17 protein-coding genes are annotated in these 15,058 nt (G+C 67.6%); 6 read left to right on the top strand and 11 right to left on the bottom strand.

The features are described 5' to 3' along the window. Positions 1-77: 77 nt before the first annotated feature. The 3 genes from BMZ19_RS17500 to exbB are packed head-to-tail and all read right to left on the bottom strand — an operon-like array spanning position 78 to position 2,230. Complete coding sequence (locus BMZ19_RS17500; RefSeq protein WP_090312869.1) at positions 78-827, bottom strand: energy transducer TonB; 750 nt, start codon at positions 825-827, stop codon at positions 78-80. Beyond that, positions 824-1,249 (bottom strand): TonB system transport protein ExbD, encoded by a 426-nt coding sequence (exbD, locus tag BMZ19_RS17495; protein ID WP_090312868.1) that lies wholly within the window; start codon positions 1,247-1,249, stop codon positions 824-826. The genes BMZ19_RS17500 and exbD overlap by 4 nt, the downstream gene beginning before the upstream one ends. A gap of 3 nt (positions 1,250-1,252) precedes the next feature. Continuing rightward, positions 1,253-2,230, bottom strand: coding sequence for a tonB-system energizer ExbB (gene exbB / locus BMZ19_RS17490; protein WP_090312867.1), 978 nt, complete (start codon positions 2,228-2,230; stop codon positions 1,253-1,255). Between the two features lie 192 nt (positions 2,231-2,422). Here exbB and BMZ19_RS17485 point away from each other — a divergent pair, with 192 nt between their 5' ends. Next, positions 2,423-3,286: an SDR family oxidoreductase gene (locus BMZ19_RS17485; RefSeq protein WP_170847800.1), complete on the top strand. Its 864-nt coding sequence runs from the start codon at positions 2,423-2,425 to the stop codon at positions 3,284-3,286. A 28-nt stretch (positions 3,287-3,314) separates the two neighbouring features. On the opposite strand, the gene BMZ19_RS17480 is transcribed toward BMZ19_RS17485, so the two are convergent. The 6 genes from BMZ19_RS17480 to BMZ19_RS17455 all read right to left on the bottom strand — a co-directional run bounded on the left by BMZ19_RS17480 (position 3,315) and on the right by BMZ19_RS17455 (position 8,630). Next, the gene (locus tag BMZ19_RS17480) at positions 3,315-4,046 is read right to left on the bottom strand and encodes a hypothetical protein (protein ID WP_090312865.1); all 732 of its coding nucleotides are present in this window, start codon (positions 4,044-4,046) and stop codon (positions 3,315-3,317) included. Between the two features lie 68 nt (positions 4,047-4,114). Further along, entirely contained in the window at positions 4,115-4,495 is a 381-nt protein-coding gene (locus tag BMZ19_RS17475; protein WP_090312864.1) for a RidA family protein, read from the bottom strand. Between the two features lie 80 nt (positions 4,496-4,575). Further along, a complete protein-coding gene (spoT, locus tag BMZ19_RS17470; RefSeq protein ID WP_090312863.1) occupies positions 4,576-6,696 on the bottom strand; it encodes a bifunctional GTP diphosphokinase/guanosine-3',5'-bis pyrophosphate 3'-pyrophosphohydrolase in 2,121 nt (706 codons plus the stop codon). Positions 6,697-6,756: 60 nt separating this feature from the next. Beyond that, entirely contained in the window at positions 6,757-7,020 is a 264-nt protein-coding gene (rpoZ, locus tag BMZ19_RS17465) for a DNA-directed RNA polymerase subunit omega (RefSeq protein ID WP_090312862.1), read from the bottom strand. Positions 7,021-7,123: 103 nt separating this feature from the next. Beyond that, positions 7,124-7,759: a guanylate kinase gene (gene gmk, locus BMZ19_RS17460; protein WP_090312861.1), complete on the bottom strand. Its 636-nt coding sequence runs from the start codon at positions 7,757-7,759 to the stop codon at positions 7,124-7,126. A gap of 7 nt (positions 7,760-7,766) precedes the next feature. After that, positions 7,767-8,630 carry a YicC/YloC family endoribonuclease gene (locus BMZ19_RS17455; protein WP_090312860.1) on the bottom strand — a complete coding sequence of 288 codons (864 nt, stop codon included), beginning with the start codon at positions 8,628-8,630 and terminating at the stop codon, positions 7,767-7,769. A gap of 164 nt (positions 8,631-8,794) precedes the next feature. Here BMZ19_RS17455 and rph point away from each other — a divergent pair, with 164 nt between their 5' ends. Together rph and BMZ19_RS17445 are read left to right on the top strand one after the other, a co-directional pair. Beyond that, positions 8,795-9,517 (top strand): ribonuclease PH, encoded by a 723-nt coding sequence (rph, locus tag BMZ19_RS17450; RefSeq protein WP_090312859.1) that lies wholly within the window; start codon positions 8,795-8,797, stop codon positions 9,515-9,517. A gap of 54 nt (positions 9,518-9,571) precedes the next feature. Beyond that, positions 9,572-9,973: a DUF4870 domain-containing protein gene (locus BMZ19_RS17445; protein WP_090312858.1), complete on the top strand. Its 402-nt coding sequence runs from the start codon at positions 9,572-9,574 to the stop codon at positions 9,971-9,973. A 64-nt stretch (positions 9,974-10,037) separates the two neighbouring features. On the opposite strand, the gene BMZ19_RS17440 is transcribed toward BMZ19_RS17445, so the two are convergent. Beyond that, positions 10,038-10,817, bottom strand: coding sequence for an exodeoxyribonuclease III (locus BMZ19_RS17440; RefSeq protein ID WP_090312857.1), 780 nt, complete (start codon positions 10,815-10,817; stop codon positions 10,038-10,040). 70 nt (positions 10,818-10,887) lie between these two features. Here BMZ19_RS17440 and pyrE point away from each other — a divergent pair, with 70 nt between their 5' ends. The 3 genes from pyrE to BMZ19_RS17425 all read left to right on the top strand — a co-directional run bounded on the left by pyrE (position 10,888) and on the right by BMZ19_RS17425 (position 14,112). Then, the gene (gene pyrE, locus BMZ19_RS17435) at positions 10,888-11,529 is read left to right on the top strand and encodes an orotate phosphoribosyltransferase (RefSeq protein WP_090312856.1); all 642 of its coding nucleotides are present in this window, start codon (positions 10,888-10,890) and stop codon (positions 11,527-11,529) included. 197 nt (positions 11,530-11,726) lie between these two features. Next, a complete protein-coding gene (locus BMZ19_RS17430; RefSeq protein ID WP_090312855.1) occupies positions 11,727-13,202 on the top strand; it encodes a DUF3360 family protein in 1,476 nt (491 codons plus the stop codon). Positions 13,203-13,527: 325 nt separating this feature from the next. Then, entirely contained in the window at positions 13,528-14,112 is a 585-nt protein-coding gene (locus BMZ19_RS17425) for a DUF4124 domain-containing protein (protein ID WP_090312854.1), read from the top strand. Positions 14,113-14,146: 34 nt separating this feature from the next. On the opposite strand, the gene argB is transcribed toward BMZ19_RS17425, so the two are convergent. Next, positions 14,147-15,052: an acetylglutamate kinase gene (gene argB, locus BMZ19_RS17420; protein ID WP_090312853.1), complete on the bottom strand. Its 906-nt coding sequence runs from the start codon at positions 15,050-15,052 to the stop codon at positions 14,147-14,149. Positions 15,053-15,058: the final 6 nt, after the last annotated feature.

The raw sequence follows: 15,058 nt of genomic DNA, 5'->3' as shown, positions 1-15,058 counted from the left end.
ATTGAGATGCCCCCAAGCATAGCGGCTGTCTTCAATGGAACCAACCGCCCGCGTCAAGGCGGGCGGTTGGTTGTGATTCAACGACGCTCGAGGGAGTAGACGAACGGCGCGACCACCTCCAGGCGGCCGTTCTGCAGCAGCTCGGGCGGCGGCGCGGGCAGCGGCTGGGCACGGCGGATCATCTGCAGGGTGGCGCGGTCCAGCGAGGGGTTGCCGGAGCGCGCGGCCAGCTCGAAGGACTGCACCTGGCCGCGCGCGTCGACCACGAAGCGCAGCTTGACCACGCCCTGCTGGCCGCGCCGGCGTGCGTCCTCGGGATAGCGCTTGTAGCGGTTGAGGTGGGCGAGCAGGCGGCTCTGCCAGCTGGCCTTGGCCTGCGACGGCGCCGGGTTGCCGGCCTGCGGGCTCGGCCGGGCGGCCGGCTTGGCGTTCGGCACGGGCACGCTGTCGCTCACCGGGGCGCTGCTCGGCGGCGGCTCGACCGGCGGTCGCGGGCGCGGCTTGGGCTCGGGCTTGGGTTCGGGCTTCGGCGGTTTCGGCCGCGGCTTGGGCGGAGGCGGCGGCAGGGCCAGTTTCGGCTTGGGCGCCTCGATCACCTTCGGCTGCGGCGGCGGCTCGGGGGCGCGTACCGGTTCGGGCGGCGGTGGCGGGGCGGCCGGCGCGGCGGGCGGCGCTGGCGGCAGCTCGATGAGCATGGCCGGCGGCGGCAGTTCGAGCGGCGCGGCCTGCGGTTGCCAGTACAGCGACCACAGCACGACGCCGATGTGCAGGCCGAGCACCAGCAGCAGGCTGATCCCCCAGCGCGGCAGGCTGCGGGCGAGACTCATGGCTGGCCGACCGTTTCCAGGCCGACCAGGCCGATCTTCAGGTAGCCGGCGGTGCGCAGCAGGTCCATGACCTCCATCAGCCGGGCGTAGTCGACCGTCTGATCGCCACGGATGAACACGGTCTTCTCCTTGTCGCCCTGGCTCTGACGGTCGAGGGCGGCGCCCAGCTGTTCGGCAGCCACGGCGTCGTTGCCCAGGTACAGGCCCTGGTCTTCCTTGATGCTCAGGTAGATCGGCTGCTCGGGGCGCGGCTGCGGCGTGGCGCTGGAGGCGGGCAGGTCGACCTTGACGTCGACGGTGGCCAGCGGCGCGGCGACCATGAAGATGATCAGCAGCACCAGCATCACGTCGATGAAGGGGGTGACGTTGATCTCGTGCGACTCCTGCAGGTCGTCACTGCCCTCGTTCATGTGCATGCCCATGCTTCAGCCCACCTTCGCCATGGGCGCTGCAGCGTTGCGCGGCGCGGCGGCTGGCGGCGGCAGGCGGTCGAGGTCGCGACTGACCAGCAGCAGCACCTGGGCGGAGATGTCGGCGACCTGCGCCTTGTAGCCGGCGATCGAGCGGGCGAACACGTTGTAGATCACCACCGCGGGGATCGCCGCGACCAGGCCGAGAGCGGTGGCCAGCAGGGCCTCGGCGATGCCGGGGGCGACTACCGCGAGGTTGGTGGTCTGCGACTCGGCGATGCCGATGAAGCTGTTCATGATGCCCCACACGGTGCCGAACAGGCCGACGAAGGGCGAGGTGGAGCCGATGGTGGCCAGCACGCCGGTGCCCACGCTCATCTTGCGGCCGCTGGCGGCGACCAGGCGTTCGAGGCGGAAGCTGACGCGTTCCTTGATGCCCTCCTTCTCGGCGATGCTGGCCGACAGGCGCAGTTCGTCCTGGGCATCCTCGATCAGCACGGCGCTGAAGCTGTGCTTGGCGTGGGCCAGCTCGGCGGCCTGGTCGAGGCTGCGCAGGCCCTTGAAGTCGGCCAGCTCGCCGCGCAGGCGGCGGCGCGCGGCGAGCAGTTCGAGGCCCTTGGCCAGGCCGATGGTCCAGGTGATCACCGAGGCCAGCAGCAGGCCGATCATCACCCCCTTCACCACCACGTCGGCGCCCTGGTACATGCCCCAGGGCGACAGGTCGTGGGCGGGGGGCGCCGACGCGGCGCTGGTGTCGCCGACGGGCTGCGCTGTGGCGTCAGTGTCGGGGGCTGTGCTGGCGTCTGGGCTGCCGGGGGCGGCCGCCGGTACGTCAGCCGCCACGCTTGCGGTGGGCGCGGCGGCAGCGACCGGCTCGGCGGCGAACACGGCGGGTGCCAGCAGCAGGCTGCCGAGCAGGACGGCGATGGCCGGCAGACGCGCTGAGCGGACGAGACGCTGGGTTGGCTGGGCGAGGGAAGCGATGGCTTTCATGCGGACCGGACCTGTGAATGGCAAGCGGATAACGGGCGCCGCCAAGGCGGGCGCGCAAGAAACATGGGCGACATTATTGCAAATGTTTCTTGTTTGTAAATCGTTCGTGTACGTTTTTGCATCGAAACCCTGCCGGCTCGCGGCTGCGGCCCCGTAGCCGGCGGGGTATGCTGAGCTTTTCGGAGGCGCGTGATGGCCGTTTCCCCTAGCGTGGTGATCGCCGGTTGCGGCGATGTCGGCAGCCGACTGGGTCTGCAATTGCACGCGGCGGGCTGGCAGGTCCATGGCCTGCGCCGCAACGTGGCCGCGCTGCCGAGCGAATTGCTGGCGCTGCCCGCCGATCTGGGCGAGGTCGCCTGCCCGGCGCAGTGGCTGGCGGCGGCGCCGGACTATCTGGTCTACTGCGCCACCCCGGGCGGCTCCGACGAGAGCGCCTACCGTGCGACCTATGTCGACGGCCTGCGTCACGTGCTGGGCTGGCTGCAGCAGCGCGGCCAGCGGCCGCGGCGCCTGCTGTTCGTCTCCAGTACCGGGGTCTACGGCCAGCAAGACGGCGAGTGGGTCGACGAGGACTCGCCCTGCCAGCCGCAGAGCTACTCGGGACGCATCCTGCTGGAGGCCGAGGCGCTGGCGCTGCACAGCGGCATCCCGGCCAGCGTGGTGCGCCTGGCCGGCATCTACGGCCCCGGCCGGCGCTGGCTGCTCGGCCAGGTGCGCGCCGGCTACCGGGTGGCGGAGAGGCCGCCGCTGTACGGCAATCGCATCCATGCCGACGATGCCGCCGGTCTGCTGGCCTGCCTGCTGCAGGCCGATGCCCGTGGCGTGGATCTGGAGGAGGTGTATCTGGGCGTCGACGACGAGCCGGCGCCGCTGTTTGAGGTGGTCGCCTGGCTGCGCGGGCAACTGGGGGTCAGCCACTGGGCGGCCGAGTCGGCGGTGCGCCGCGCCGGCAGCAAGCGCTGCCGCAACGCCCGCGCCCGCGCGCTGGGCTGGCTGCCGCGGTATCCGAGTTACCGCGAGGGCTACGCGGCGCTGCTGGCCGACGGTGCGGAATAGTCGCGGGTCGCTCCGGCGGTGCCGGCGCTCAGTCGCGCTCCAGCAGCCAGACCCGTGGACCGGGGCGGTACTGCGGGATGTCGGTGTGCAGGGCCTGGTTGTCCGCCTGGAAGATGCTCAGCTGGTCGTCGTCGAGCAGGAACAGCCATTCGCGACCCTGCTGGGCGTTCTGCAGCCAGAGGATCTCGTGTTCGGCGCTGCGCTCGGCGCAGTCGCCGGCCAGGCACAGGGCGTAGTGCTCGACCTCGGGCAGACCCTCGACGCGGCCGTCGGGATGGAAGCGCACCAGGCCTTCGCGGCCGGCGCCCTCGCGGATTTCCCAGTCGCCGCCGAGCAGGGCGGCATACAGGGCCTGCTCGAAGGTCTGCCCGGGGAGGACGTCGGCGTCGCTGCTCGCGGCGACGAAGCGCTGCTCGGGGGCACTGGCGCTGGGCTGCTGGACGAGTTCGTCGCCGTCCAGGGTGAAGCGCTCCTGAAAGTCGCTGTGGAAGGTCACCCGCCACTGGACCTCGCCCTCGGCCGCAAGGTGGCCTTCGCCGACGTCGACGCCGTTGCTCGACCAGGCGGTGTGGCGCTGCGGCGCGAAACGCCACTCCAGGTTGGGGCCATAGGCCAGCAGGGCTTCGCGCAGCTTGCCGCTGTCGGCGGCAGCGTCGATGGCCGGCTGGTTGACCCAGGTGCCGGCGATGTCGTCCGGGCCGCTGGCGCAGCCGCCGAGCAGGGCGCTACACAGCAGGAGGGGCAGGAGGGGAGTGCGCATGCAGGCGTCCTTTCCGGAAAACAGAGTGGCGGGGAGAAGCCGCTGCGCCGGCGCGCAGCGGCCGGGGCTTACTCGAGGACCAGAATGCCGTCCATTTCCACCTGGGCGCCGCGCGGCAGGGCGGCCACGCCGATGGCGGCGCGCGCCGGGTAGGGCTGCTGGAAGTAGCGGCCCATCACCTCGTTGACGGTGGCGAAGTTGCCGAGGTCGGTGAGGAAGATGTTCAGCTTGGCGATGTCGGCCAGCGAGCCGCCGGCGGCTTCGCAGACCGCCTTGAGATTCTCGAACACCTGCACGGCCTGGGCCTCGAAACCTTCCACCAGCTGCATGGTGGCCGGGTCCAGCGGAATCTGCCCGGACAGGTAGACGGTGTTGCCGGCCTTGATGGCCTGGGAGTAGGTGCCGATGGCCGCCGGGGCCTTGTCGCTGGTGATGACGCTCTTGCTCATGGGAGCTCCTTGCAGGGTGCGGAGGCAGCGGCCATCGGTGGATGGCGACTGCGATGGGTAGCGGGAGGAGTCGCGGGGGGTCAGGCGCGCAGGCGGGTGATCCGGGTGACTCCCTTGATGGTGCGCAGGCGCTTGATGACCCGCGCCAGGTGCACGCGGTCATGCACGCTGACCACCAGCTGGACCACGCTGACGCGGCCGTCGCGCTCGTCCATGCTGATCTTCTCGATGTTGCCGTCGGCGCTGGCCACCGCCGTGGCCAGCAGGGCGATCAGGCCGCGCTGGTGCTCCAGCTCGACGCGCAGCTCGACGTTGAACTCGCCGCTGACGTCCTTGGCCCAGGACAGCGGGATGCACTTGTCCGGGTTGTGGCGGAATTCGCTGATGTTGCGGCAGCTGTCGAGGTGGATGACCATGCCCTTGCCGGCCGACAGGTGGCCGACGATGGGGTCGCCGGGGATCGGCGTGCAGCACTTGGCGTAGCTGATCACCAGGCCCTCGGTGCCGCGGATGGCCAGCGGGCCGTCGTGACCGTGGGCCTGCTCGCCGCCGTCGCGGCCGCTCTCGGCCAGCAGGCGGCGGGCCACCACGTAGGCCATGCGGTTGCCGAGGCCGATGTCCTCGAGCAGGTCGTCGAGGTGGGCCTGCTGGTATTCGCCGAGGACCTGGGCAACGCGCTCGGCGGCGACCTTCTCCAGGTGGCTGTCGAAGCCGGCCAGCGCCTTGTTGAGCAGCCGTTCGCCGAGGCTGACCGACTCCGAGCGGCGCTGCTGCTTGAGCGAATGGCGGATATGCGAGCGCGCCTTGCCGGTGACCACGAAGTTGAGCCAGGCCGGGTTCGGCCGCGCACCCGGTGCGGTGACGATCTCCACCGTCGCGCCGCTCTGCAGTGCCTCGGACAGCGGCGCCAGGCGGCGGTTGATGCGGCAGGCGATGCAGCTGTTGCCGACGTCGGTGTGCACCGCGTAGGCGAAGTCGACTGCGGTGGAGCCCTTGGGCAGCTCCATGATCCGCCCCTTGGGGGTGAACACGTAGACCTCGTCGGGGAACAGGTCGATCTTCACGCTCTCGATGAATTCGAGGGAGTTGCCCGCCCGTTGCTGCAGTTCGAGGATGCCCTTGACCCACTGGCGCGCGCGCGCGTGGGTGCCGCGCGGGGCCTCCTCGTCGCTGGACTTGTACAGCCAGTGCGCGGCGATGCCGTTCTTGGCCAGCTCCTCCATCTCGCGGGTGCGGATCTGGATCTCGATCGGCACGCCGTGCATGCCGAACAGGGTGGTGTGCAGCGACTGGTAGCCGTTGGCCTTGGGGATCGCGATGTAGTCCTTGAAGCGTCCGGGAAACGGCTTGTACAGGCTGTGCACGGCGCCGAGCACGCGGTAGCAGGTGTCGACCTTGTCGACGGTGATGCGGAAGGCGTAGACGTCCATGATCTCGTTGAACGCCCGGCGCTTGCCGCGCATCTTCTGGTAGATGCTGTAGAGGTGCTTCTCGCGGCCGGTGACCACCCCTTCCAGACCTTCCTGGGCCAGGCAGTTGACCAGCGACTCCTGGAGCTTGCCGACGATCTCGCGGCGGTTGCCGCGCGCCTTCTTCACCGCCTGGCGGATGCGTTCGGCGCGCATCGGGTACATGGCCTTGAAGCCGAGATCCTCGAACTCGGCGAACACGCTGTGCATGCCGAGGCGGTTGGCGATCGGTGCGTAGATCTCCAGGGTTTCCTTGGCGATGCGCCGGCGCTTCTCGCCGGCCAGCACCTCGAGGGTGCGCATGTTGTGCAGGCGGTCGGCGAGCTTGACCAGGATCACGCGGATGTCGCGGGCCATGGCCATGGCCATCTTCTGGAAGTTTTCCGCCTGCGCCTCGGCCTTGGTCTGGAAGTCCATCTGGGTCAGCTTGCTGACCCCGTCGACCAGTTCGGCGACGGTCTCACCGAATTGCGCGCTGAGGGCGTCCTTGGGGATGCCGGTGTCCTCGATGACGTCGTGCAGCATGGCGGCCATCAGGCTCTGATGGTCCATGTGCATGTCGGCGAGGATGCTGGCGACGGCCAGCGGATGGGTGACATAGGGTTCGCCGCTGCGCCGGCGCTGGCCGTCGTGGGCCTGCTCGGCGTAGTAGTAGGCGCGGCGGACCAGATTGACCTGGTCCGGGGTGAGGTAGCTGCAGAGCCGGTCGGCGAGGGCGTCTATGCTGGGCAAGGCAATCACTCCAGACCGGTCAGGGCCGGTACTTCAGGCGCGCGACGTCGACCCGGCAATTCAGATCTCCTCGCTGTTGTTGTCCTCGAAGGCGGCAAACAGGGGAGTCTCCTCGACGATGTCCTCCTGCAGCACCACTTCGTTGTCGACCAGGCCTTCGGCGATTTCGCGCAGGGCGACCACGGTCGGCTTGTCGTTTTCCCAGGCCACTTTCGGCTCCTTGCCGCCGGTTGCCAGTTGGCGGGCGCGCTTGCTGGCGAGCATGACCAGCTCAAAACGGTTATCGACGTTGTCCAGGCAGTCTTCGACGGTGACGCGAGCCATGGTGTTCCTCGTAATTGCAACGGCTGGGCCCGGTTGGGGCCGGGCGGATTGGATAGTCTAAAAAATCGCCAATGGTTAGGGAAGTACCGATTGCCGCGGCGTCTCAGCGCAGCAGGCACTCGAGCAACCCGGCATGGCGACGCTGCTGGGCGTGCTGGTGCAGTTGGCGGGCGCGGAAGATCGCCTTGAGGTCTTCCAGAGCATGGCTGAACTGGTCGTTGATTACCACATAGTCGTACTCGACGTAGTGGCTCATTTCGCTGACCGCTTCGCGCATGCGCTGCTCGATGATCGCCTCGCTGTCCTGGCCGCGGTTGTCCAGGCGGTGGCGCAGGGCCTCCTGCGACGGCGGCAGGATGAAGATCGACTGCGCGTGGGGCATCAGCCGGCGCACCTGCTGGGCGCCCTGCCAGTCGATCTCGAGGATCAGGTCGAGGCCGGCGGCGAGGGTCTGCTCGACCCAGCGCTGCGAGGTGCCGTAGAGGTTGCCGAACACCTCGGCGTGCTCGAGGAAGGCGTCCTGCTCGAGCATGGCGAGGAATTCCTCGCGGGCGACGAAGTGGTAGTTCACCCCGTCGACCTCGCCCGGACGCATGGCGCGGGTGGTGTGCGACACCGACACGCGGATCTGCTCGGTGCTGTCGAGCAGCGCCTTGACCAGGCTGGTCTTGCCGGCGCCGGAGGGCGCGGAAACGATGTAGAGGGTGCCGGGTGCGGCGCTGACGTGGAGTTCTGTCACTGCGAAATCACTCGATGTTCTGCACTTGTTCGCGCATTTGCTCGATCAGTACCTTGAGGTTGACCGCGGCCTGGGTGCTGCGCGTATCGAAAGCCTTGGAGCCCAGGGTGTTGGCTTCGCGGTTGAGTTCCTGCATCAGGAAGTCCAGCCGCCGGCCGGCGGCGCCGCCAGCCTTGAGCACGCGGCGCACTTCGCGCACATGGGTACTCAGACGATCCAGCTCCTCGGCCACGTCACTCTTCTGCGCCAGCATCACCAGTTCCTGCTCCAGACGCTGCGGGTCCAGTTCGACCTGCAGCTCGCTGCAGCGGTCGACAATCTTCTGCCGCTGGGTGGCGAGCATCTGCGGGATCAGCTCGCGCAGGTTGTCGACTTCCTTGGTGATCGCCGCCAGGCGCTCCTCGAGCAGCGCGGCCAGCGCCGCGCCTTCGCGCTCGCGGCCGTTCTTCAGCTCGTCGAGGGCCTGGGCGAACAGGGCCAGGGCGGCGGCGTTGAGCGCTTGCGGGTCGGCGGCGTCGGCCACCAGCACGCCCGGCCAGGCCAGCACCTCCAGCGGGTTGAGCGCGGCGGGCTGCTGGATCAGCGCGGCCACCGCCTCGGCGGCGGCGACCACCTGGGCGGCGCGCTCGCGGTCGATCTGCAGGGTCTTGCCGCTGCCTTCCTCGGCCAGGCGCAGGGTGCACTCGACCTTGCCGCGCGCCAGGGCCTGGCGCAGCGCTTCGCGCACGCTGCCTTCGAGGTCGCGGAAGGCTTCCGGCAGGCGCAGGTGCGGCTCCAGATAGCGGTGGTTGACCGAGCGCAGTTCCCAGCTCAGGGTGCCGTACGAGCCGGTGCTCTCGACCCGGGCAAAGGCGGTCATGCTGTGTACCATGGGCGGTCCTCGCGGTGGTAAGGGACGGATGGCGCCCACGGACGCCGGGCAATTGGTCCGCCAGTGTAACCCAGCCGTCGCGGCACCCCAATCTGGCGGTGGTTCGCAATGCGCGGGGACCTCTATAATGGAGCGCACTTTCCCCCTCTCGACAGGACCTGCCGATGAATCGTCCCAGTGGCCGCACCGCCGACCAGATGCGCCCGATCCGCATCACCCGCCACTACACCAAGCATGCCGAGGGTTCGGTACTGGTGGAGTTCGGCGACACCAAGGTGATCTGCACGGTGAGCGTCGAGGCCGGCGTGCCGCGCTTCCTCAAGGGGCAGGGCCAGGGCTGGCTGACCGCCGAGTACGGCATGCTGCCGCGCGCCACCGGCTCGCGCACCCATCGCGAGGCGGTGCGCGGCAAGCAGGGCGGACGCACCCTGGAGATCCAGCGCCTGATCGGTCGCTCGCTGCGCGCCGCACTGGACCTGTCCAAGCTGGGCGAGAACACCCTGTACATCGACTGCGACGTGATCCAGGCCGACGGCGGCACCCGCACCGCGTCGATCACCGGCGCCACCGTGGCCGTCATCGACGCCTTGGCGGCGCTGAAGAAGCGTGGCGCGCTGAAGCAGAACCCGCTCAAGCAGCTGGTAGCCGCAGTCTCGGTGGGCATGTACCAGGGCCAGCCGGTGCTCGACCTCGACTATCTGGAAGACTCCGCCGCCGGCACCGACCTCAACGTGGTGATGACCGACGCCGGCGGCTTCATCGAGGTGCAGGGCACCGCCGAAGGCTCGCCGTTCCAGCCCGAGGAGCTGAACGCCATGCTCGAGCTGGCACGCAAGGGCATCGGCGAGCTGTTCGAGCTGCAGCGCGCCGCCCTCGACGCCCAGTAAACTTGGCCGATCCGCCGGGCGGGCACCGCCCGCCCGGCCATCAGGAGGCACGCCATGAGTGAACAGCCACAGAGCGGCGGACCGGCGTCCGAGCCCTCGCTGCCGGTCCCGCCACCCTCCGCCGAGGCGCGCAAGTGGGCGATGCTCTGCCACTATGCGGCCTTCGCCTGGTTCCTCGCGCCGATGGTCGGCAACGTCGTCGGCCCGCTGCTGGTCTGGCAGCTCAAGCGCGAGGAGGATCCGTATATCGATGCGCAGGGTCGCGAAGCGCTGAATTTCCAGCTCACCCTGAGCCTGGCGCTGATGGTCTGCGGCGTGCTGGCCTGGATCCTGATCGGCTTTCCGCTGATGCTGCTGGTCAGCGTGGTCGGCCTGGTGCTCACCGTGATCGGCGGGATCAGGGCCAACGAGGGCAAGCCCTGGCGCTACCCGTTGTGCATCCGCTTTCTGACCTAGAGGTTGGGTGCAGATACGAAAAAGCCGACTCCCTGAGTCGGCTTTTTCGTTGCTGGCGAACGCTTCAGATGCTCAGCGTCCAGTCGTAGTCGACCACCAGCGGCGCATGCTGGGAGAAGCGCGGCTGGCGCGGCAGCTGGGCGCTGCGCACGCAGCGGCGCAGGCCGGGAGTGAGCAACTGGTAGTCGAAGCGGAAGCCGAGGTTGAGCATCTGCGCCTGCTCGGTGTCCGGCCACCAGCTGTACTGGTCGCCCTCGCGGCTGACTTCGCGCAGCGCGTCGACATAGCCGAGGTTGCCGAGCACCTCGTCCATCCACGCCCGTTCCGGGGCGAGGAAGCCCGGGGTCTGCTGGCAGTCGCGCCAGTTCTTCACGTCCAGCTTCTGGTGCGCCACATGCAGCGAGCTGCAATAGATGTACTCGCGACGCTTGCGGCGCTGCTTGTTCAGATAGCTGGTGAAGTCGTCCATGAACTTGAACTTGGCGTTCAGATCCTCGTCGCCCTTCTGCCCGCTGGGCATCAGCAGGCTGGCGATGCTGACCTTGTCGAAATCGGCCTGCAGGTAGCGCCCGTAGCGGTCGGCTTGCTCGAAGCCGAGACCGAAGATCACCGCCTTGGGTTGCTGCCGCGAATAGATCGCTACCCCACCCTGGCTGGGGATTTCGCCGTCGGCGGCGTACATGAAGTAGCCGTCCAGTTGCCAGGCCGGGTCTTCCATGTCGTAGCTCGAGGCGCGGGTGTCCTGCAGGCAGATCACGTCGGCGTTCTGACCCTGCAGCCAGCCGAGCAGGCCGCGTTCCACTGCGGTCTGCATACCGTTCACGTTGACACTGACAATCCGCATAAATGGCCCCTGAAAAAACCTGTGTGTATGATACCCGAACCTCGGCTTTTTTTGCTAAATCGGGCATCTCATGCAGGCATATCAACGCGAATTCATCCGTTTCGCCATCGAGCGTGGCGTACTGCGCTTCGGCGAGTTCACCCTCAAGTCCGGGCGCACCAGCCCCTACTTCTTCAATGCCGGGCTGTTCAACAGCGGTCTGGCCCTCGCCCAGCTCGGACGTTTCTACGCCGAGGCGGTGCAAGCCAGCGGCATCGACTTCGACGTGCTGTTCGGCCCGGCCTACAAGGGCATCCCGCTGGCCAGCGCCACCGCCATCGCCCTGGCCGAGCAGCATGGCCGTGACCTGCCCTGGTGCTTCAACCGCAAGGAAGCCAAGGAACATGGCGAGGGTGGCACCTTGGTGGGCGCGCCGTTGGTCGGAAGGGCGCTGATCGTCGACGACGTGATCACCGCCGGCACGGCGATCCGCGAGGTGATGCAGATCATCCAGGCGCAGGGTGCGCAGGCCGCCGGCGTGCTGATCGCGCTGAATCGCGAGGAGCGTGGCCAGGGGGAACTTTCGGCGATCCAGGAAGTCGAGCGCGACTTTGGTATACCGGTGGTGAGCATTGTCTCGCTGAGCCAAGTGCTGGATTATCTCGCGCAGGATCAGGCGCTCAAGCAGCACCTGCCGGCAGTGGAAGCCTACCGCGCGCAGTATGGAATCTGATCGGCGCAAAAAGTTTTAGGCCGTATAACAACTATTAAAAAGAATTATTTTTCTGAATTGGCATACCAGTTCAAGGCCTGCCAGGTGGCCATGCGGAGCATGGTCACCCAACTCATAAGAATAATAGTGATTACGCAGGCAAAGTCGGCCATGGACTGACTTTGCCTTCAATCCCAACTTTTTGAATAGTTGACTATATGAGTGACAATAATCAAAACAGCTACCGTGATCTGCATAAGCCAAAAGAACAATTCGCATCACGTGAAGAATACCTCGAACACGAACTGACCATCATGGCGCCGCGGCGCTGGGCGGTGAACCTGCCGCTGCGCGACTATCGCTTCGAACTGGAAGACTGGGTTCCGGCGATGGCGGCGACCATCGGCAAGATCGTCATGGTCGCTGCGGTGGTGGCGGCCTTTGCCGGTCCGCTGGGGCTGTCCAGCGAGTTCGTGATCGAAAACGCCCGCTTCGAGATGCTGATTGCCGCCCTGCTGTTCGTGGTGCTGTTTTCCGGCGTGCTCAACCCGACCGCCAACCTGGCCGGCACCCATGGTCCGCTGATTCCGTTGATTCCGCTGATCGTCGCCTCCGGCGGCCATCCGATGGCGCTGGGTATCATGGTCGGCGTGCTGGGCTTCGTGCTGGGCATTTCCAAGGGCGGCAGTCTGCTGGCGCGGCTGACCGGTGACGGGGTGTGTGGCGGTCTGCTGCTCTATCTCGGCTTCATTGGTGTCACTTCGCAGATCAAGAATCTGTTTGCCTGGGCCGATGGCTTCGACATGGGCTATATCGCCTTCGTGATCGTGTTCGCCACCATCGTGATGTATGCCTATCTCGAACATGTCCGCATGCGCTGGCTGGCGATTCCGCTGGGCTCGATCATGGCGGCGCTGATTGCCTTTGCCCTCGGCGCGCCGTTCGAGTTCAGCACCGAGCCGGGTGTTCCCAATATGAATCCGGCCTATTGGTGGGGCGAGAGTACCGGCTGGCAACTGGGGCTGCCCGAGTTGCACCATTTCATTGCCGTGGCGCCCTTCGCGGTATTGGCGGTGGCCATGTGGTCGCCGGACTTTCTCGGTCACCGGATCTTCCAGGAGCTGAATTATCCGTCCAGGGCCAAGAAGGTCCTGATGAACATCGACGACACCATGTGCATCGCCGCGGCGCGCCAGGTGGTCGGCACCGCGCTGGGCGGCGGCAACCTGACCTCGTCGTGGGGCACCTACATGGTGCCGGCGGCCATCGCCAAGCGGCCGATTCCGGCCGGCGCCATGCTCACCGGCCTGCTCTGCGTGATCGCCGCACTGTGGGGCTACCCGATGGACCTGGCGATCTGGCCACCGGTGTTGAGCGTGGCCCTGCTGGTCGGCGTGTTCCTGCCGCTGCTCGAAGCCGGCATGCAGATGACCCGCGAAGGCAAGACCTCGCAGTCGGCCGCCATCGTGATCTTCTCCTCGGCGCTGGTGAATCCGGTGTTCGGCTGGTCGCTGACCATGCTGCTGGACAACCTCGGCCTGATCGGTGACAAGGAGCGCGGCCAGGGCCTGAGCCACCGCGATCGCTGGATCATTCCGGGCGTGGTGTTTCTGCTGCTCTGCGGGGTGATGGCGGCGATCGGCATGTTCCCGGGCATTCCGGCAGTGCTGGAGTCGTTCCGCGCGCTGCACTGATGAGCGACTGAGCGGAAAGACAGGGGGGAGCTTCGGGCTCCCCCCTGTCTTTTTCCGGCGCCGCATGGCCGGCCGGGTCGGCGCGTGCCGCGGCCGGTTGGTGGGGAGCCGCGCGCGGAAGGGTGGTGCGGAACGGGTGAGCGTGAACAGGCTCCAACTCCTGTCCGAAAATATCCGCGCTCGGCCACTGGTGTTAACAAGTGGCTCGGCAGGCTGATCGACACCCCGTAAACTCCACCGCCTCGCCGCTGGCGGCCTTGCCCGCGCTGTGCCCGGCAGAACCCGGGCGCTGTCCGCACAAGGCCGTGGCACAAGGAGCTGATCAATGCAGATTGGGAAACAGGTCTGGCTGCTGTTGGCGTTGCTGGGCGCGTCGACGGCGCAGGCCGAGTTGTATCGCTATGTGAGCCAGCACGGTGTCGTGGTGCTGGATAGTCAGGGGGTGCCCCCGGAATACGTCGGTCGCGGCTACGAGGTGCTCGACGCGGATGGGCGGGTGCTGCGTGTGGTGCCGCCGGCGCCGACGGCCGAGGAGTTGCGCCAGCGCGCCGAGGCGCAGCGTCAGGCCGAAGCCGATGCGCAGTTGCGCCAGCGCTATGCCAGCGTCGCCGATCTCGAACAGACCCGTCGGCAGCGCTTGCGCGACCTAGATGCTCTGCTGGCGATGGCGCAGGCCAACCTGCAGGGCGTGCAGGGGCAGATGCGCGCGCGGGAGCGCCAGGCGGCGGAGCGCCAGCGTGCCGGTCAGGCGGTGCAGCCCGGGCTGCTGGAGCAACTGGAGAGCATGGCAGGCGATCAGCGCCGCCTCGAGGCCGACCTGCAGCGTCTGCAGGCGCAGCGCACGGCGCTCGAGGCGGAGTTCGCCCGCGATCGCGCACGCCTGGTCGAGCTGGCCGGCCGGGAGGGCTGAGCCAGCCTCCCGGCCCGCCGCGCCGCTGATCCCCTCAGCGCGCCTGCGCGTTGGTGATCAGCGTGCCGACACCGCTGTCGGTGAAGATTTCCAGCAGCACGGCATTCGGCACGCGGCCGTCGATGATGTGCGCGCTGTTGACCCCGCCCTGTACCGCCTCGAGGGCGCAGCGGATCTTCGGCAGCATGCCGCCGTAGATGGTGCCGTCGGCGATCAGGCCGTCGACCTGCTCGGTGGACAGTCCGGTCAGCACGTTGCCCTGCTTGTCGAGCAGGCCGGCGGTGTTGGTCAGCAGCATCAGCTTCTCGCACTTGAGCGCCTCGGCCACCTTGCCGGCCACCAGGTCGGCGTTGATGTTGTAGGACTCGCCGTCCTCGCCGACGCCGATCGGTGCGATCACCGGGATGAAGTCGCCGGCCACCAGCATGTTGATCAGCTCGACGTTGACGCCGACCACTTCGCCGACGTGGCCGATGTCGATGATCTCCGGCTGGGTCATTTCCGGGGTCTGGCGGGTCACCTTGAGCTTCTTGGCGCGGATCAGTCCGGCGTCCTTGCCGGTCAGGCCGATGGCGCTGCCGCCGTGCTGGTTGATCAGGTTGACGATGTCCTTGTTGACCTGGCCGCCGAGGACCATCTCCACCACGTCCATGGTCTGCGCGTCGGTGACGCGCATGCCGTCGACGAAGTGGCTCTCGATGCTCAGGCGCTTGAGCAGGTCGCCGATCTGCGGGCCGCCGCCGTGCACCACCACCGGGTTGATGCCGACCGCCTTCATCAGCACGATATCGCGGGCGAAGCTGGTCTTCAGCTCGTCGCTTTCCATGGCGTTGCCGCCGTACTTGACCACCAGGGTCTTGCCGCTGAAGCGGCGGATGTAGGGCAGGGCTTCGGAGAGGACCTTGGCTACCTGTTCGGCAGCTTCACGATTGAGAGGCATGCTGGG

Origin of the sequence: Pseudomonas linyingensis, assembly GCF_900109175.1 — a bacterium.
GTDB classification, from domain to species: domain Bacteria; phylum Pseudomonadota; class Gammaproteobacteria; order Pseudomonadales; family Pseudomonadaceae; genus Geopseudomonas; species Geopseudomonas linyingensis.
Note: the sequence above shows the minus strand (reverse complement) of the source record. Positions and strands in the feature narration are given on the sequence as shown.